General features: G+C 63.8%; 12 protein-coding genes and 1 tRNA gene. 7 read left to right on the top strand and 6 right to left on the bottom strand.

Annotated features, from left to right (window positions below):
• The first annotated feature begins 194 nt into the window (after positions 1–194).
• Both trxB and AC1Q6J_RS14030 read left to right on the top strand, forming a co-directional pair.
• Positions 195–1,160 (top strand): thioredoxin-disulfide reductase, encoded by a 966-nt coding sequence (gene trxB / locus AC1Q6J_RS14035; RefSeq protein WP_492279891.1) that lies wholly within the window; start codon positions 195–197, stop codon positions 1,158–1,160.
• Positions 1,161–1,162: 2 nt separating this feature from the next.
• The gene (locus AC1Q6J_RS14030; RefSeq protein WP_492279890.1) at positions 1,163–2,086 is read left to right on the top strand and encodes a LysR family transcriptional regulator; all 924 of its coding nucleotides are present in this window, start codon (positions 1,163–1,165) and stop codon (positions 2,084–2,086) included.
• A gap of 451 nt (positions 2,087–2,537) precedes the next feature.
• Here the strand turns inward: AC1Q6J_RS14030 and AC1Q6J_RS14025 are convergent, their stop codons facing one another.
• A complete protein-coding gene (locus AC1Q6J_RS14025; RefSeq protein ID WP_492279913.1) occupies positions 2,538–4,820 on the bottom strand; it encodes a heavy metal translocating P-type ATPase in 2,283 nt (760 codons plus the stop codon).
• A 243-nt stretch (positions 4,821–5,063) separates the two neighbouring features.
• On the opposite strand from AC1Q6J_RS14025, the gene AC1Q6J_RS14020 reads away from it, so the two are divergent.
• Together AC1Q6J_RS14020 and AC1Q6J_RS14015 are read left to right on the top strand one after the other, a co-directional pair.
• Positions 5,064–5,339, top strand: a complete 276-nt coding sequence (locus AC1Q6J_RS14020; RefSeq protein WP_492279889.1) for a metal-sensitive transcriptional regulator — start codon at positions 5,064–5,066, stop codon at positions 5,337–5,339.
• Between the two features lie 262 nt (positions 5,340–5,601).
• The gene (locus tag AC1Q6J_RS14015; protein WP_492279888.1) at positions 5,602–8,013 is read left to right on the top strand and encodes an EAL domain-containing protein; all 2,412 of its coding nucleotides are present in this window, start codon (positions 5,602–5,604) and stop codon (positions 8,011–8,013) included.
• Between the two features lie 27 nt (positions 8,014–8,040).
• Here AC1Q6J_RS14015 and AC1Q6J_RS14010 read toward each other — a convergent pair.
• The 3 genes from AC1Q6J_RS14010 to AC1Q6J_RS14000 all read right to left on the bottom strand — a co-directional run bounded on the left by AC1Q6J_RS14010 (position 8,041) and on the right by AC1Q6J_RS14000 (position 9,321).
• Positions 8,041–8,117: transfer RNA gene (locus AC1Q6J_RS14010), tRNA-His, on the bottom strand.
• Positions 8,118–8,321: 204 nt separating this feature from the next.
• Complete coding sequence (locus AC1Q6J_RS14005) at positions 8,322–8,747, bottom strand: phasin family protein (RefSeq protein WP_492279887.1); 426 nt, start codon at positions 8,745–8,747, stop codon at positions 8,322–8,324.
• Between the two features lie 199 nt (positions 8,748–8,946).
• Positions 8,947–9,321 (bottom strand): phasin family protein, encoded by a 375-nt coding sequence (locus AC1Q6J_RS14000; RefSeq protein WP_492279886.1) that lies wholly within the window; start codon positions 9,319–9,321, stop codon positions 8,947–8,949.
• Positions 9,322–9,662: 341 nt separating this feature from the next.
• Here AC1Q6J_RS14000 and AC1Q6J_RS13995 point away from each other — a divergent pair, with 341 nt between their 5' ends.
• From AC1Q6J_RS13995 to AC1Q6J_RS13985, 3 genes are all read left to right on the top strand, one after another.
• Positions 9,663–13,124, top strand: coding sequence for a PAS domain-containing sensor histidine kinase (locus tag AC1Q6J_RS13995; RefSeq protein WP_492279885.1), 3,462 nt, complete (start codon positions 9,663–9,665; stop codon positions 13,122–13,124).
• A gap of 136 nt (positions 13,125–13,260) precedes the next feature.
• Positions 13,261–14,286: a Fe(3+) ABC transporter substrate-binding protein gene (locus AC1Q6J_RS13990; protein WP_492279884.1), complete on the top strand. Its 1,026-nt coding sequence runs from the start codon at positions 13,261–13,263 to the stop codon at positions 14,284–14,286.
• 163 nt (positions 14,287–14,449) lie between these two features.
• Positions 14,450–16,093, top strand: a complete 1,644-nt coding sequence (locus tag AC1Q6J_RS13985; protein WP_492279912.1) for an ABC transporter permease — start codon at positions 14,450–14,452, stop codon at positions 16,091–16,093.
• Here AC1Q6J_RS13985 and AC1Q6J_RS13980 read toward each other — a convergent pair.
• A complete protein-coding gene (locus AC1Q6J_RS13980) occupies positions 16,090–17,160 on the bottom strand; it encodes an AI-2E family transporter (protein WP_492279883.1) in 1,071 nt (356 codons plus the stop codon). The two genes, AC1Q6J_RS13985 and AC1Q6J_RS13980, sit on opposite strands and share 4 nt — an antisense overlap.
• Before the next feature lie 133 nt (positions 17,161–17,293).
• Entirely contained in the window at positions 17,294–17,944 is a 651-nt protein-coding gene (locus AC1Q6J_RS13975; RefSeq protein ID WP_492279882.1) for a 3-oxoacid CoA-transferase subunit B, read from the bottom strand.
• Positions 17,945–17,964: the final 20 nt, after the last annotated feature.

The following is a 17,964-nucleotide window of genomic DNA, read 5'->3' as shown; positions in this document are numbered from 1 at the left end:
GCAATTTTATTTCGTCATTGCGCTATGTCACTTCGAGCTGGGGAAAATTTCAGGACAGGGGTTGCATATCTTGCATAGCTCGCAGGATGGCCTACATTCGGAACATGCACTTTTAACAGCGCAGCGATGCCTTTGCGGGCATTTCCCGCCTCTTCGCTGATCAACCCATGCAACAAACTCCTAAGGGTCGGGTTATGGCCGCTCGCATTCATGCCAAGGTTGTCATCATCGGTTCTGGTCCGGCGGGTTACACCGCCGCGATTTACGCCGCACGCGCCATGCTCGAGCCCGTGCTGATCCAGGGCATCCAGCCCGGCGGCCAGCTCACCATCACCACCGACGTCGAGAACTATCCGGGATTTGCCGACGTCATCCAGGGCCCCTGGCTGATGGAGCAGATGGAAAAGCAGGCGGCGCATGTCGGCACCAGGATCGTCACCGATCACGTCAACAAGCTCGAACTGAGCCAGCGTCCGTTCCGCATCACCACCGACAGCGGCGACGTTTATCTCGCTGATACCGTGATTCTCTCCACCGGCGCGCAGGCGCGCTGGCTCGGCATTCCGTCGGAAGAGAAGTTCAAGGGCTTCGGCGTCTCGGCGTGCGCGACCTGCGACGGCTTCTTCTACCGCAACAAGGAAGTCTTCGTGGTCGGCGGCGGCAACACCGCCGTCGAGGAAGCCCTGTTCCTGACCAACTTCGCCTCGAAGGTCACGCTGGTTCATCGCCGCGACAGCCTGCGCGCCGAACGCATTTTGCAGGACCGCCTGTTCAAGCATCCCAAGATCAGCGTGATCTGGGACAGCGAGATCGACGAGATCCGCGGCGAGGACAATCCGTCGAAGGTGACGCATGTTCGCCTGAAGAATCTCAAGAGCAGTGCCGTGACCGAATATCCGGCGGATGGCGTGTTCATCGCGATCGGCCACGCGCCGGCCACTGAGCTCGTCACCGGCCAGTTGAAACTGAAATCCTCCGGCTATGTCGAGATCGCACCGCATTCCACCGCGACCTCGGTGCCCGGCGTCTTCGCCGCGGGCGACGTCGCGGATGAAACCTATCGCCAGGCCGTGACGGCTGCGGGCCTCGGCTGTATGGCGGCGCTGGAAGCGGAACGCTTCCTGGCGCACAGCGCCACCGAACGCGCAGCGGCGGAGTGACCATGCCTCGAACACGCGATGGATTAAGCGATATGGACTGGGACAAGCTGAAGGTCTTTCACGCGGCGGCGGAAGCAGGAAGCTTCACGCATGCAGGCGAACAACTCGGGCTTTCGCAGTCGGCCGTCTCGCGCCAGGTCAGCGCGCTGGAGCAGGAACTGGCGGTATCGCTGTTCCATCGCCATGCGCGCGGTCTGATCCTCACCGAACAGGGCGATTTGCTGTTCCGCACCGCGCATGACGTGTTCATGCAGTTGCAGGCGGCGCGCGCCAAGCTCACCGACAGCCGCGAGCGGCCGAGCGGCGACCTCAAGGTCACCACCACGCCGGGCGTCGGCATCAACTGGCTGATCCCGCGGCTCGGCGAATTCACCGCGCTATATCCCGAGATCCGCATCTCGCTGATCGTGACCGACGAGGAACTCGATCTGTCGATGCGCGAGGCCGACGTTGCGATCCGCACCCGCAAGCCGACCCAGCCGGATCTCATTCAGCGCAAGCTGTTCTCGATGGGCTTCCATGCCTATTGCTCACCGGAATACGTCAAGCGCCACGGCACCCCGCGCACGCTCGATGAACTGGATGCACACCGGATCATCGTCCTCAGTGACCAGAACGTGCCGCAGCACCTGCAAAACCGGAACTGGCTGATCGAGGCCAATACCAACGGCTCCGGCCCGCGCGAACCGGTGTTCAAGGTCAACAACATCCTGGGTCTGGTGCGCGCCTGCCAGCAGGGCCTCGGGATCGCGGCGCTGCCGGACTATCTGGTCGAGGACAACAACCGGCTGGTGCAACTGTTCAGCGAGGCGGACTCGATTCAATTGGATACGTATTTTGTTTATCCCGAAGAATTGAAGTCCGTGGCGCGCGTGCAGGTTTTCCGTGATTTTATCGTGAGTAAGGCGCAACGCTGGCCGTCCTAGTGTCCCGTATCCGACGTTTGCTTGTTTCGCAGCGGCTCCGGACAAACGTCGAATACGAAAGGACACGAGCAAGGCTATGATTCTGGTGATCCTTTGGTTCTGACATTCGTCAAAGTGCCTGCGATCGACATGGGACGAATGTCAGAACCGGATCACCAGATCCCGTTCAAACGGACGTTTGAGCCCGCATCCTGAGCATGACTGACATACCGGGATCGGAGTTGTCCGCATAGGAAGTCGCGGCCCATACTCTCCCCACACTGAATGAGCGTTCTGCGCACTGTCCCCCTCCTCCAGCGGAACGCGCGTTCAGTTATCCCTCTTGGAAGGTGATTGTGTCGGCCTCACGTGGCCAGAAACTAAACGGCCGGGCTCTTTAGCCCGGCCTTTTTTCTGCGCTTCTTCCATTGTCATCGCGCGTGACCCGATTTCAATCCCGAATGAAATCCTCTCATGATTGAAGCCGCACGCGCTCCAGCCGGAGCGCATTGCCGATCACGCTGACCGACGACAGCGCCATCGCCGCGGCACCAATCATCGGCGACAGCAGAAGCCCGAACACCGGATAGAGCACGCCTGCCGCGACCGGAATGCCGGCTGCGTTGTAGAGGAACGCAAATACCAGGTTCTGGCGGATGTTGCGCATCGTCGCACGCGACAGCAACCGCGCCTCCACCAGCCCCATGAGATCGCCGCGCAGCAATGTGATGCCCGCACTCTCGATCGCCACATCGGTGCCGCTGCCCATGGCAATGCCGACATCGGCCGCCGCGAGCGCCGGCGCATCGTTGATGCCGTCACCGGCCATCGCCACCACCCGGCCTTCGCCGCGCAGACGCGTCACCACATCGCCTTTGCGCTCGGGCAGAACGTCGGCCTCGACTTCTCCGATGCCGAGTGTCTTCGCCACCGCCTGCGCCGTCGTCACATTGTCACCTGTCAGCATCACAATGCGCAGTCCGTCGCCGCGCAGTTGCTTCAGCGCCTCAGGCGCGCTCGGCTTGACCGGATCGGCAATGGCGATGACGCCGGCGGCGCGGCCATCGACCGCGACATAGATCGCGGTCGCGCCACGTTCGCGCTGGGTGCGTGCATCGGTCTCCAGTGCCTGGGTATCGATGTTCGACAGCTGCATGATCGCAGCGTTGCCGAGCACGACCTTGCGGCCATCGACGGTGCCGCTGGCGCCTTTGCCGGCGGGCGAATCGAAGTTCCGCACATCGCCAAGCTCGATGCTCTTTTCCTTCGCGGCGTTCAGGATCGCGAACGCCAGCGGATGCTCGCTGCCACGCTCGACGCTGGCGGCGAGCCGCAGCAGTTCGTCACGGTCGAATCCATCGGCGGCGACAACCGCCACCACCTTGGGCTTGCCTTCGGTCAGCGTGCCGGTCTTGTCGATCACCAATGTGTCGACCTTCTCCATCCGCTCCAGCGCTTCGGCGTCGCGAATGAGAATGCCGGAGCGCGCGCCACGGCCGACGCCGACCATGATCGACATCGGGGTCGCGAGGCCGAGCGCGCAGGGACACGCGATGATCAGCACGGTCACCGCCGCGACCAGCGCGTAGGTGAAGCGCGGCTCGGGACCGAACGCGGCCCACGCGGCGAACGCCGCAAGCGCCGCGGCGATCACCACCGGCACGAACCAGCCTGCGACCTGATCGGCAAGCCGCTGAACCGGCGCCCGCGAGCGCTGCGCCCGCGCCACCAGATCGACAATGCGCGCCAGCATGGTGTCGCGGCCGATCTTGTCGGCACGGACCACAAGACCGCCGCTCTGGTTGACGGTACCGCCGATCACCTGTGCGCCTTCGGCCTTCTTCACCGGCATCGACTCTCCGGTGACGAGGGATTCATCGACCAGCGACGATCCCTCGGTGACGGTGCCGTCGACCGGGACTTTCTCGCCCGGCCGCACCCGGAACAGATCGCCCACGGCGATGGCGTCGATCTCGATGTCCTCGTCGCCTGTTGGCGAAATGCGCCGCGCGGTCTTCGGCGCGAGGCCGAGCAGCGCGCGGATCGCGCCGGAGGTCTGTGCGCGGGCGCGCAGCTCAAGCACCTGACCCAACAGCACCAAGACCGTGATAACCGCAGCCGCCTCGAAATACACCGCCACCGCGCCGTGCATGTCGCGGAACGCATCCGGAAATACCTGCGGCGCCAGCGTCGCCACCACGCTGTAGACATAAGCGACGCCAGTGCCCATCGCGATCAGCGTGAACATGTTGAGATTGCGCGTCTTGACCGACTGCCAGCCGCGCTCGAAGAACGGCCAGCCTGCCCACAGCACCACCGGCGTCGCCAGCACGAACGAAATCCAGTTCGATGTCTGTCCCGGGAGCAGGTGAATGCCGGCGACATGGACTGTCATGTCCATGACGAACACCGGCAGCGTCAGCGCCAGGCCGATCCAGAAGCGGCGCGTCATGTCGATCAGTTCGGGATCGGGTTTGTCGTCAAGCGAAACGGTTTCAGGCTCGAGCGCCATGCCGCAGATCGGGCAACTCCCCGGCCCGACCTGACGGATCTCGGGATGCATCGGACAGGTATAGATGGTGCCTTCGGGCAGTTTCTCTTCCGGCACGGATGACTTCGGCGCCAGGAATTTTTCCGGGTTCGCCTCGAACTTCGTGCGGCAGCCGGCGGAGCAGAAGAAATAATCCTGACCCTTGTATGCGAACCGGTGCTTCGCCGTCGCCGGATCGACGCTCATGCCGCAGACCGGGTCGATCGCCCTGGCGGATCCGGTTTGATCCCGGTCAACGCATCCGCACCCTCCGGCATGCGAATGATGGTGCGCGCCGCTATGCGTATGGGAGTGATCATGACCGTGGTTGTCGTGGCTGTGCCCGCCAGAGCCTTGATCGTTGTGGCCGCCGCAGCAACCGCCCTTGTCGTTGTTTTGATGATCCGCTGACGCCACGATCCAACTCCTCGCTTGCAATCTATACCCTATAGGGGTATATAGTATGATATGCGCAAGGAAATCAAGGCGTCGTGCCTGAAAAGACTGAAACGGATCGAAGGCCAGGTTCGCGGTCTCGCGGGGATGGTCGAGGACGATCGCTATTGCATCGACATCGTCACGCAGATCGCCGCCGCCCGTGCAGCGCTGCGGCGGGTCGAGGAGGAGATCCTGCGCGACCATGTCGCGCATTGCGTGGAGCATGCGATCACGTCGGGCGACAAGGCCGACCAGCGGCGCAAGATCGCCGAACTGATGGATGTGGTCAGCCGCGCGGACCGGTAACTGGCGAGAGAAGGATCATCTCATCGTCTCATGGTTTATTGTGCGTTAGTTCCTGGATTCCTGCGGGATACGTCGTTCGCATGCGAAAAGTGACCGTGGCACAACACTTATTTCGATTGTTCGCTGAACGAACGCGCCCGGCCGACGGCCGATAGCGGGCCGCGCAGACGCATCGATCGAACATCCGCCGCTGGGTTTACCTCTTCTTACGCAATTCCCCTTACCTGCCGATGATGCGTGTTCCCGCGTCGCAGGTTGTCCCATGTTGAAGGTCTATAATTGTATCGCCACCGCCCATGATCTGCGGCTTGTGGGACTGGCCGCTGTCATTTGCGCCATCGCTTCGCTCGCAGCTGTCAACCTGCTCAGACATGCCCGCCTGTCGACCGGCCACATGCGCGTGGTCTGGCTCGCGGTATCCGCCATTTCGACCGGCTTCGGCATCTGGTCCACGCATTTCATCGCGATGCTGGCGTTCTCGCCCGGGATTCCCAACGGCTACAACATCTCGCTGACCGCGCTGTCGCTGATCGCGGCGATCGTGCTGACCGGCGTCGGCCTCGCGATGTCGATGCAGCCCAAATGGCGGCTCGGACCGTGGCTCGGCGGCGCTGTCGTCGGTGGCGGCATCGCCACCATGCACTATCTCGGTATGGCGGCCTTCGAGATCGAAGGGACAATCCTTTGGGACCCGGCGCTGGTGGCGGCCTCCATTCTTCTGGGAACCGTGATCGGCGCAGCCGCGCTGCCAGCAGGGCTTTATGGTCAATCGGAACGCTGGAAGGCCACCGGCGCGCTGCTCCTGACCCTCGCGATCTGCAGCCACCATTTCACCGCCATGGGCGCCGCGTCGATCATGCCGGACCCGGCCATCAAGGTGTCGCAGCAGGCCTTGCCGGCCGCATGGCTCGCCTTCAGTGTCGCGGTGGCGAGTTTTACGATCATCGTCCTCGCGCTGGCCGGCCTCGCGCTGGACATTCGCGACCAGCGCCGCTCGGTGCTTGAAGCCGAGCGCATGCGCGGCCTCGCCAATGCCGCGGTCGAAGGACTTCTGGTCTGCGACGGTGACATCACAGTGACCGTCAACACCAGTTTCGCACAGCTTGTCGGATCGACGTCGGACAAGCTCATCGGTACAAACCTGCAATCGTACATTCCGGACGCAGGCGCGCGCGCGAAACTGTTCGCGACCCCGAACCAGCCGGTCGAGGCCGATCTTCGTCACGACGACGGGTCGATGATTCCGGTCGAACTGATTCTGCGTCCGATCGACTTCGCCGGGCACGCGCATCACGTCGTCGCCGTCCGCAACCTGCAGGCACGCAAAAAGGCCGAGCAGCACATCCGCTATCTCGCGCACCACGATGCGCTGACCTCCTTGCCCAACCGCGGCACGTTCCATGCGCGGCTCGATCATGAGATCGCGGCAGCCATGGCAGGCGGTCAGAAGTGCGCGGTGCTTTGCTTCGACCTCGACAGGTTCAAGGAGGTCAACGATCTGTTCGGACACGCGGCCGGCGACAAGGTTCTTCAGACCGTCGCCTCACGTGTCACCGCAATCCTCGACAAGACGTGTATGGTCGCGCGCCTCGGCGGCGACGAATTCGCCGTCCTTGTCCCCGGACTGTCCAATCCAGCGACGGCGGGACGGCTGGCCGATCACATCCTCGAAGCGCTGCGGCCGGACGGCGACAAATCCGACAGCGAGAACATAACCTCGTGCAGCATCGGCATTGCGATCTGCCCCGACGATGCGGACAATCGCGAGACGCTGCTGACCCACGCCGACACGGCGCTCTACCGCGCCAAGATGGAAGGCCGCGCCACCTACCGTTTCTTCGAAGCGAAGATGGGCGCTGAAGTTCACGACCGCCGCGTGCTGGAGCACGATCTGCGGCAGGCGGTATCCTGCGGCGAGTTCAATCTGGTCTATCAGCCGCAGGAAGACATCCAGAGCAGGACCGTCGTTGGCTTTGAGGCCCTGCTGCGCTGGAACCACAAGACGCGCGGTTCGATTTCACCGGCCGTGTTCATTCCGATCGCGGAGGAAACCGGCGCCATTCTCGGCATCGGCGAGTGGGTCTTGCGCGAAGCCTGCAAGCAGGCCGCCAGCTGGCCGCAGCCGCTGACCATCGCCGTCAATGTTTCGGCGGTCCAGATCTACAACGAGAATTTCGTGCAACTCGTGCATGAAGTGCTGCTGGAGACCGGCCTCGCACCAAACCGGCTCGAACTCGAGATCACCGAGACCGCGCTGGTGCGCGACCTCAACCGCGCGCTCAACACGCTCCGGCGTATCAAGGCGCTCGGCGTGCATATCGCGATGGACGATTTCGGCACCGGATATTCGTCGCTCTCCAACCTGCGCGCTTTCCCGTTCGACAAGATCAAGATCGACGGCTCATTCATCAAGTCGGTCAACACCAACGAGCAGGCCGCCACCATCGTGCGCGCGGTGCTGGGCCTCGGCCGCGGTCTCGGTTTGCCGGTGCTGGCGGAAGGCGTCGAGACGCCGGCCGAATTGGCGTTCCTGCAATCCGAATTGTGCAATGAGGTTCAGGGCTATCTGGTCGGGCGTCCCGCGGCGATCGGAACCTTCGCGACGCTCACCCATCCCGGAAGCGAGCTTGCAACAGGCGACGATATCCGCATCCTGCTGGCGGAGTCGGCCTGAGACTTCGGATTTTTGGCGCTTCGGAAGTGGTACAGTTGGGTGGGATCGAACCACCGACCTCCGGATCCACAATCCGGCGCTCTAACCAGCTGAGCTACAACTGCATTTTTCAATCGCGGCAGCCTGCCGGCTGCCCCGCCAGGGGCGGCGATTTCGCGGGAAACTAGGTGCAACGCCGCGCTTTGGCAAGACGCTTTGACCTGCCGAAATCGCGTCGCCAACAGTCCGTTATGGGTAGCCGCGGCCACGGAAACGGTTCATCGGCGCGGCGGCTGCCCTGAAGCCTTTGCCCAGGCACAGCGCCCCGATCAGACGCCGGGCTTGAAAGCCTTTGCCGCGCCGGCGGCGATCGGCTCGACGGCGGCAGCCGCTGCCTTCTGGGTCATGGCTGCGAGGTCCTGGGACTGCGCGGTCAGAACCTCGAACTGCTTGCGGGCGTGGGCGTTCATCAGCTCGAACGCTTCCGGCAGCGATTTCACACCCATCATGCTCTGGGTGAAGGCGAACGCGGCCTCGGTATTGGTCTGGGCCATTCCGATCACCTTCGAGGTGAAATCGCCGGCGCCCTTGGTAGCCTGCTCAACCAGCGCCTCAAGAGCCCCGTTGTTCGAAACGGCCGCGTCCTTGAGCTTCTGATAGCCGTCACGCGCCTGGAACATGCCCATCTCGGTGAACGCGCGAAACTGCTCGGGAACCTTGAAGGGGACAACGGCAAATGGATCGTTCGCGCTCATAGGGCAGTCCTTGTGTCTGGAATTGAAGCCGCTGGGAGCGGCGCAACCGGCGGCGTGAGCCCTGAAGGCTGGGGCCCTGGTCCGTATCTATTTGGCACTATATGAGGGGTTTTGTGCGTTGCAACAAAATACGGCGAGGCCGTGCGCATGCCTGATCCGGCGCTCGCGCCGGATCGATCCTCCGGTGGCCAGGGGCGGATTACTTGGGCTTTGCGGCATCCATGGCCGCGCGGGTCACGGTCTGACCCATTTCGCTGGCCTGCTCGGCCAGTGCCCGCATCTGACCTTGCACGTATTCGGTGTGGAGACGCATCACCTCGGTCAGGTCCTTGGCGTGAATCAGCTGCTGCGCATAGGCCAGCGAGGCCTGCACGTTCTTTTCCGCGAACGCGATGGCCTTGGCGCTGATCTCCTTGGCTGCGTTACCCGGACCGCCAAGGGGTGAGCCGCCAAACGCCGCTGCCGTCTGCTGCGCGCTGCTGATGAAGGTATCGAATGCCTTGCGTGCCTGATCGAGACTCGCTTCCGCCATCGACCGCATTTCCTTCGGGATCTCGAACTGATTGCCTGACATGTCGCGCCCTCCTGTTACATCCAGGTCCTGCCGGACCCGTGTCCGCAATTCACCGCCGGGTGGCACCACATATGACGCAGCGCAACGACAGTTCCTGCCCGTCCATCGTGAACGTTTGAATATCTTTTGCAACACCCAACGTCCGAGCGGCGTTGGGGTTCAGCGCAGGCCCAAGGGAACAAGGGAATTAACGTTATCGCTGGTTTGGAGAGGTAGTCTCGCGCTCCACTGGTGGACCTTGCGGCAGCCGCGCCATACTAATCATTTGTTAAGGCTGTCCGATCCACCTCCCGCGCCCCGATCCGGCGCCACGAAAGCGAGACACAGGCCCGTTGTCCGAGATGAGCGAAGCCGACTTCCAGCTCCATGGCATCCGCGATCCGCGCCTTGCGGTTCACGCGACAAGCAGCTTGCCTGCGTGGGTCTGGTCGCTCGACGGCGCCCACATTCTCTGGGCCAACACCATCGGAGCGCGGCTGTTCGGCGAACGCAACGCCGCCGCCCTCGCCGAGAAAACCATCGGCCCCGCCGACCCGCACCGCCGTCAGGCCGCACAGCTTGCAGCGCGGCTGTCGCCGTCGGGTGCGCCGCGACTCGAACGGCTGCGCGGTTTCGGTGCGCCGCTCGGCCGCCTGCTGACATGCTCATGCGCGCGTCTCACGTTCGCCGACGGACGCACAGGAATTCTCATCGCCGCAGCCGATCCTGTCGGACGTCCGATGCCGCTCACCGAGCGGCTCGCACATCTGGTGGACAGTATCGCGATGCCGGCCATGACCTTCACGCCCAATGGCGCGCTTGCGGGCGCCAACATGGCTGCGAAAAACTTCCCCGGACTGTTCAGCGATCTGACCGGACCCGGTTTCGACGAGGCGCGCAACGGCGCGTTGCGTAACGGACAATCGATCCTGCAAATGGACTCCAGCCGCGTCACGGTCCACCGCGTCGGCAGCGGCGACGGGACCGCGCTGGTCGCATTGATCGACGCCGTGATCGTGCCGAAACCAATGCCGAAACCGACACCCGTGGTTCTCCCGTCTGAAGAGATTGAGCCGGTTCGCGAGAACGTCACCGAACAGGCTGCGCAAACTGCGCCGGTTGAACCTGCTCCGGCTGAAACGGCGGCGGAAACTGCCGCAGATATCTCCGATCAAACCACCGCGCCAGCCGAAGTGACGCCGGTCGATCTTTTCGAATCCGTGTTCGATGAATCATCAGAACCGGAAGCACCGGCCCGGACCGCCGCGGACACCGAAGCTGCGCCTCAACACATTGCGAGCGAACAACCCAAGCCGGTTACGCATGCCGACGCGCCGCGCGAAGAACCCGCAGGTCACGGCGCGCCGGTAGAGAACGTCACCCGGATTTACATCGACGACGAGCGCCGCAAACCCGCTTCTCCGATAATGGGCTCCGGCGATGATGTGTCCGCAACGCTGCTCGAGATGGACGGCCCGCCGTTGACGCCGCGGCGGCATCCGCTGCGCTTCATGTGGCACATGGACGAGGACAGCCGCTTCTCGCTCGGCTTCGATGAATTCACCCGCCTGATCGGCGCGCGCACCGCTGCCGCGTTCGGCCGGCCATGGGGCGAGATCGCCGATGCGCTCGGTCTCGATCCCGAAGGCCAGGTGGCGGCGGCGGTCGCAACCCGCGATACCTGGAGCGGCATCATTGTGAACTGGCCCGCCGACGGCGCAGGCGCGCGGCTGCCGGTCGAGCTGTCGGGATTGCCGATCTACGACCGCGCCGGACAATTTCTCGGCTATCGCGGCTTCGGCATCTGCCGCGACGTCGAAGGCATGGCGCGGCTGGCCGCAGAGCGCCGCGACGACATGCTGTATTCGGCAAAGCCGCCAGCAGCGGCGCAGCCGAGCGAACCGCCGCCGCCAAATGTGACGATCCCGGAGCCGGTCAACGAACACATTGTGGACGAGCCTGCATCAAGCGTGCTTCCGTCAGAGACGGTGCATGCCGCGGACAGCGTGCAAGACAATTTCCCCAGGGACAGTTTCCCGAGAGCCGAGCAGAAGCCCGTGGTGGACACTCCGCAAAACGTCGTGCCGTTTCCAGTCGCCGAGCCGAAGTCGCCGGCGTTGACGGCGGTCGAGAGCAACGCCTTCGACGAACTGGCGCGGCGACTGTCGGCGCGTCTCGATAATGCAGCGGAGAGCGAAACGCTCACCGACGCCTCGGTGGCCGAACTGTTCGCCGCCGACGGCGCTGCGCAACCGCATGAACCTGTGTCCGAACCGCCTGCGCCTGAACATCCCCCTGCCTTCCTCCAGCCGGAGCCGGTCCTGCCGCGTGCCAATGCCGCGCAGGATTCGCAGTTGCTCGACCGACTTCCGACCGGCGTCCTGGTGTATCGGCTCGACCGGCTGCTCTACGCCAACAAGGCATTCCTTGCGTCGACCGGATATGACGACCTCCATGCGCTGACCGAGGCCGGCGGCCTCGATGCGCTGACCGTCGAACCCGGTGCGGGATCTGCCAGCAGCACCTCCGAGACCGGCACGCCCGTCGTGATCGCCGCCACCAGCAAGAGCGGCCCCGACAAGGGCGAGCCCGCCGACGCGCGGCTGTTCGCCATAACATGGGACAACGAGCCGGCGCATGCACTGGTGTTCTCCGGCCCGCGCATCGATCCCGTTTTGGCGATCACACCGATCACGGCGGCCAGCGATGACACCACACAGGCCGAAGAGCTCGGCACCATTCTCGACAACACCGCCGAGGGCGTCATTGTCTTCGACGGCCAGGGCCGCGTCCTTTCCTGCAATCGCAGCGCCGAGGTTCTGTTCGGCCGCGACGATAACGAGATGGCCACCCTCAATCTGACCGATCTGTTCGCGGCGGACAGCCAGCGCGCGGTGCAGGACTATGTGAACGATGTCAGGACCGCCGCGGTGACAAGCCTGCTCAACCACGACCGCGAGATGCTGGGCCGCGCCCGCGACGGCGGCGTCATTCCGCTGTCGATGACCCTGGGCCGGACGCGGCCTGACGGCGCACGCTTTTTCGCGATCTTCCGCAACCAGTCGCAGGCCAGGAAAAGCGAAGGCGAACTGGTGCAGGCGCGGCGGCAGGTCGAACGCGCGACGAACGCCCGTGCGGACATCCTCGGCCGGATCAGCCACGAAGTCCGCATGCCACTGAGCGCCATTATCGGCTTTGCCGACGTGATGATCGATGAGCGCTTCGGCGCACTCGGCAACGAACGCTATGTCGAATACATGAAGGACATCCGCGCCTCTGGACAGCGCGTGATGGCGATCATCGACGATCTGCTCGACCTGTCGCGTATCGAAACCGGCAAGATGGACCTGTCGTTCGCGAGCCAGGACCTCAACAGCATGGTCGAGCAATGCGTCGCGGTGATGCAGCCGCAGGCCAACCGCGAACGCATCATTATCCGCACCTCGCTCGCCCACGCACTGCCGACGGTGAAAGCCGACGCCCGCGCGCTGCGCCAGATCGCGCTGAACCTGATCGGCAACTCGATCCATCTGGCCAATGCCGGCGGGCAGGTCATCGTCTCGACCGCAACCACCGATTTCGGCGATATCGTGCTGCGCGTCCGCGACACCGGCCCCGGCCTCAATGACAACGAGATCGCCGCCGCCATGGCGCCGTTCCGCACGACAGGCGCATCGGACCAGACTGCCGATGGTTCGGTTGTGAACCTGTCGCTGACCAAGGCGCTGGTCGAGGCCAACCGCGCGCAATTTCATATCAAGACCGCGCCGCATTCGGGCACGCTGATCGAGGTCGTGTTCTCGCACGCCAGCGCGATCGCCTGACACAATCTGGAATCGCTCTAAACTTGCGCACTCGCGACATAGCGCCGCGTGAATGTACTCGCCCCCTGCGCTACAGAACCGGCACGATGCGCTGCGTTCTACGCCGCGCCCATTACCGAAGCCGCCGGAGCGTTCCATGTCACGAACCCGCATTCTCGCCGCAGCAGCCGCCGCCGCATCCGCGATGGCTTTGAGCGCCGCCGCATTCGCCCAGTCCGGCGAAGTCAACGTCTATACCTATCGCGAGACCAAGCTGGTGCAGCCGCTGTTCGAGGCCTTCACCAAGGACACCGGCATCAAGGTCAATGTCGTCTCGGCAAGCTCCGGTCTTGAGCAGCGGATGAAAGCGGAAGGCGCCAACAGCCCGGCCGACGTGTTGCTGACGGTGGACGTCGGCCGCATCGCCGAAGCGGTGGAGGCCGGTGTGACCCAGCCGATCAAGTCCGCGGCGCTCGACAAGATCGTGCCGGTGCAATACCGCGATCCCGACGGCCACTGGGCCGGCATCTCGGTACGCGCACGCGTGATCTACGCCTCGAAGGACCGCGTCAAGCAGGACGCCATCACCTATGAGGAGCTTGCCGACCCGAAGTGGAAGGGCAGGATATGCATCCGCTCCGGCCAGCACATCTACAACAACGCGCTGTTCGCGGCCTATGTCGCGCACCACGGCGAAACCAAAGCCGAGGAATGGCTGCGCGGCGTGAAGGCCAATCTGGCGCAGAAGCCATCCGGCGGCGACCGCGAGACCGCGCGCGACGTCGCGGCGGGCAAGTGCGACATCGGTATCGGCAACACCTATTACTGGGCGCTGATGATGAACAACGATCCCGACAAGAAGCCGTGGGCGGAAGCCACCAAGGTGATCCTGCCGACCTTCGCCGGCGGCGGCACCCATGTGAACCTGTCCGGCGTGCTGCTGGCGAAGAATGCGCCGAACCGCGCCAACGCCATCAAGCTGATCGAGTGGCTGGCGGGTGAGAAGGCGCAGCACCTCTATGCCGACACCAACTATGAGTACCCGGTTCGCGCCGGTGTCGCTGTGAATCCAACCATCGCCGGTTACGGCAAACTCAATCCCGACACACTACCGATCGCGAAGATTGCGGCCAGCCGCAAGGCAGCCTCGACGCTGGTCGACAAGGTCGGGTTCGATAATTGACATCGAGATCACCCCACCCGGCTGACCTGCGGTCAGCCACCCTCCCCATTCAGGGGAGGGATAAGCAAGCACCACCAGCCGCGGAACTTCTTCTCCCTCCCCCTTGTGGGGAGGGTCGATGCGCAGCATCGGGGTGGGGGTCTACATATCGCGGCGTCACGGCATGACCACCACACGCATCGTAGAACCGGCCGTCTCGGCACTGGCGGTCTTCACCGCGGCGCTTGTCGCGCTGCCTGTACTCACGATTGTCGTGATTGCGGCGCAGCCCGCGCCCGGTCTCTGGTCGCATCTGATCGACTACGTGCTGCCGCTGGCCTTGTGGGACACCGCGTTACTGCTGTTCGGTGTCGGGCTGATCGCACTTGGCGCAGGTGCCGGCAGCGCGTGGCTGGTATCGTCGCATGAATTTCCCGGACGCGGACTGCTGCTCTGGCTGCTGCCGCTGCCGCTGGCGATCCCGACCTACATCGCGGCTTACGTCTATGTCGATCTGTTCGAACCGCTCGGCCTCATCCATCGCACGCTGACTGTGTGGCTTCCGCCGCGCGACGCGCTGGCGCTGTTGCCCAACCTGCGCTCCCTGCCGGGCGCGATCTTCATCATCGGGATTGTGCTGTATCCGTATGTCTATCTCTCCGCGCGCGCGACCTTGCAGTTGCAGAGCGCGGAATTCGCGGAAGCCGCGCGAACGCTCGGCGCGGGACGCTGGGATGTATTCCGCCGTATCTCGCTGCCGATGGCACGCCCGGCAATCGCCGTCGGCCTCGCCCTCGTGGCGCTGGAAACGCTGAACGACATCGGCGCCAGCGAATATCTCGGGGTGCGCACGCTCACCGTTTCGATTTTCACGACCTGGCTCAACCGCGGCAGCCTCGCGGGCGCGGCGCAACTGTCATGCCTCGTGCTGGTGATTGTCGGCGGACTGATCGCGCTGGAGCGCTATGGCCGCCGCAATGCGGTCACCGAATTTTCGTCCGAGAGTCCGCGGCTGACGCCGCGCACACCGTTCCGTGGACTTAAGGGCTGGCTGGCCTTCGCCGCGTGCGCCCTGCCGGCGCTGCTCGGCTTCGTCGTGCCGCTGCTGTTTCTGTTGCAGCAGAGCATCCATCGGTCGTTGGTCACGATGGACACGTCAATCTGGCGCGATGCCGTCAACTCAGTGATCTTCGCGGCGCTCGCGACGCTGGTGGCACTCGGTCTCGGGCTGGCGACGATCCTTGCCATGCGCTGGCGCCCTGGCTCCTGGCGCATGGTCTCGGCCAATATCGCACAGACAGGTTACGCCCTGCCGGGATTGGTGCTGGCGCTCGGCCTGCTGGCGCCGGTGCTGGCGGTCGACAACGCCCTGAATACATTTGCCGCGTGGCTCGGGCTATCGCTGCCCGGCCTTGTGCTGATGGGCTCCGGCGCAGCCGTGATCACCGCCTATGTCATTCGCTTTCTCGCGGTGCCGACCGGATTTCTGCGCGCCGGCTTCGAGCGCATCCCGTTCGACTACGACGACAGCGCGCGCAGCGCCGGCGCGGGGCAGATCACCGCCATGCGGCGGATTCACCTGCCGCTGCTGCGCCCCGCACTGCTCGGCGCCGCGATCGTGGTGTTCGTCGATTGCCTGAAGGAATTGCCGGCGACGCTGCTGCTGCGTCCGCTCAACGTCGAGACGCTGGCGACCTCGATCTATCAGTATGCCAGCCGCGGCAGCTTCGAGGACGGCGCTCTCGCCGCGCTTCTGATCGTCGCGGCGAGCATCGGCCCGGTGGCGTGGCTAACCCGGTTCTCGGATATTCCGCAGGGACCGGCCTAGATATCGGTCGAAGCAGCCCGAGCCTCGTTCCGCGATATCGAAAAGATATCCCACACCGCGATGAACATGGCGGCGATGACCGGGCCGATGACGAAGCCGTTGAGCCCGAAGGCTTCGATGCCGCCCAGCGTCGAGATCAAGACCACATAGTCCGGCAGCTTGGTGTCCTTGCCCACCAGCATCGGGCGCAGCAGGTTGTCGACGAGACCGATGACCAGAAAGCCGTAGGCGATCAGGATCGCGCCATGAAGAAACGATCCGGTGGCCAGCAGGTAAAGCGCGACCGGCATCCAGACCAGCCCGGCGCCAACGGCCGGCAGCAACGACAGGAACGCCATCAGCACCGCCCATAGCAACGCCGCATTGATGCCGAGTATCCAGAAGATCAGGCCGCCGAGCGCGCCCTGCGCCATGGCGACCAGAACGCTCCCCTTCACCGTGGCCCGGATTACGACGGTGAATTTCTCCAGCAATGCATCGCGCAGCTCGGCGCGCAGCGGAATGGCGTCCTTGACGCGCCGCGACAGCGCGCTGCCGTCGCGGAACAGAAAGAACAGCAGGTAAAGCATGATGGCGACGTTGACGACGAATTCGAGCGTGCTCTGACCGATGTTCAAGGCCTGGGCGGCGATCTGCTGGCTGCCCTTGAGCAGCCCGGCTGAGATTTTCTCCTGCATCCCGCCCAGGCTGGCGACACCAAAGCGATCGAGCACGCTGGTGATCCATTGCGGCAGCGCGTCGAGGATCTGCTGAAACAGCTTGACGAAGTTGAGTTCGCCGGACTGCACCTTCGCGAACACCGCCGCGGCCTGCTGGGTCAGCGATGCGGCGATCATGATCAGCGGCAGGATCACGATCATGACGACCAGCACGATCATCGCGACCGCCGCCAGCGTGGGCCGCTGCGGAAACCGCCGCAGCAGCCGCCGGTACAGCGGCGAGAACATGATCGCGATCACGACTCCCCACAGAATCGCCCCGTAGAACGAGGTGAGAATCCAGCCAAAGGCCAGCGACACCACAACGATCAGGATCAGGAAGGCCTTGTCTTCAATACTACCGCGCATCTGGTTGTCCCCGGTCGATCCGACACGGCCATGTTCGGGACAAAATGCAAAAGGTCAATGCGGCGAAGAAAAAGGCGCGCCACCGCGCGCCTTTTTCTTCTTGGGAAAGCCGAAGTGAGTCCGGCAAACGCCCTTAAGCGTTCTTCAGCGCGACGCGGAAGTTGGCTTCGGTCTTGGCCTTTACCTCGTCCAGCGTGACCCCGTCGGCGAGTTCGATCAGCGCCATGCCGTCGTTGCCGTGCTTGTCGATGGTGAACACCGCCAGATCCGTGACAACCATGTCCACCACCCGCTCGCCGGTCAGCGGCAGGTTGCAGCGATGCAGCAGCTTGGCGCCGTCCTTGGCGGAATGCTCCATCACGACGACGACGCGCTTGACGCCCGCGACGAGATCCATCGCGCCGCCCATGCCCTTCACCATCTTGCCGGGAATCATCCAGTTGGCGAGATCGCCGTTCTCGGCAACCTGCATCGCGCCGAGGATCGACAGATCGATATGGCCGCCGCGCACCATCGCGAACGAATCCGCACTGGAGAAATAGCTGGTGTCCGGCAGTTCGGTCACCGTCTGCTTGCCGGCATTGATGAGGTCGGGATCTTCCTCGCCCTCATACGGGAACGGGCCCATGCCGAGCATGCCGTTCTCGCTCTGCAGGGACACATCGACGCCTGCAGGAATGTAGTTGGAGACCAGCGTCGGAATGCCGATGCCGAGATTGACGTAATAACCGTCGCGCAGTTCCTTCGCGGCGCGCGCTGCCATCTGTTCACGGGTCCAGGCCATGGAACTCTCCTTTGGAAATC

It is taken from the genome of Afipia sp. MLSD5-FHT05B12 (assembly GCF_058793355.1).
This window is presented reverse-complemented; position numbering and strand designations above follow the sequence as displayed.

Coding starts and splice junctions, on each gene's coding strand:
- trxB (WP_492279891.1), top strand. CDS start 195: ATGGCCGCTCGCATTCATGCCAAGGTTGTCATCATCGGTTCTGGTCCG.
- AC1Q6J_RS13995 (WP_492279885.1), top strand. CDS start 9,663: ATGAGCGAAGCCGACTTCCAGCTCCATGGCATCCGCGATCCGCGCCTT.
- AC1Q6J_RS14030 (WP_492279890.1), top strand. CDS start 1,163: ATGCCTCGAACACGCGATGGATTAAGCGATATGGACTGGGACAAGCTG.
- AC1Q6J_RS13985 (WP_492279912.1), top strand. CDS start 14,450: ATGACCACCACACGCATCGTAGAACCGGCCGTCTCGGCACTGGCGGTC.
- AC1Q6J_RS13990 (WP_492279884.1), top strand. CDS start 13,261: ATGTCACGAACCCGCATTCTCGCCGCAGCAGCCGCCGCCGCATCCGCG.
- AC1Q6J_RS14015 (WP_492279888.1), top strand. CDS start 5,602: ATGTTGAAGGTCTATAATTGTATCGCCACCGCCCATGATCTGCGGCTT.
- AC1Q6J_RS13975 (WP_492279882.1), bottom strand. CDS start 17,944: ATGGCCTGGACCCGTGAACAGATGGCAGCGCGCGCCGCGAAGGAACTG.
- AC1Q6J_RS13980 (WP_492279883.1), bottom strand. CDS start 17,160: ATGCGCGGTAGTATTGAAGACAAGGCCTTCCTGATCCTGATCGTTGTG.
- AC1Q6J_RS14000 (WP_492279886.1), bottom strand. CDS start 9,321: ATGTCAGGCAATCAGTTCGAGATCCCGAAGGAAATGCGGTCGATGGCG.
- AC1Q6J_RS14020 (WP_492279889.1), top strand. CDS start 5,064: ATGCGCAAGGAAATCAAGGCGTCGTGCCTGAAAAGACTGAAACGGATC.
- AC1Q6J_RS14005 (WP_492279887.1), bottom strand. CDS start 8,747: ATGAGCGCGAACGATCCATTTGCCGTTGTCCCCTTCAAGGTTCCCGAG.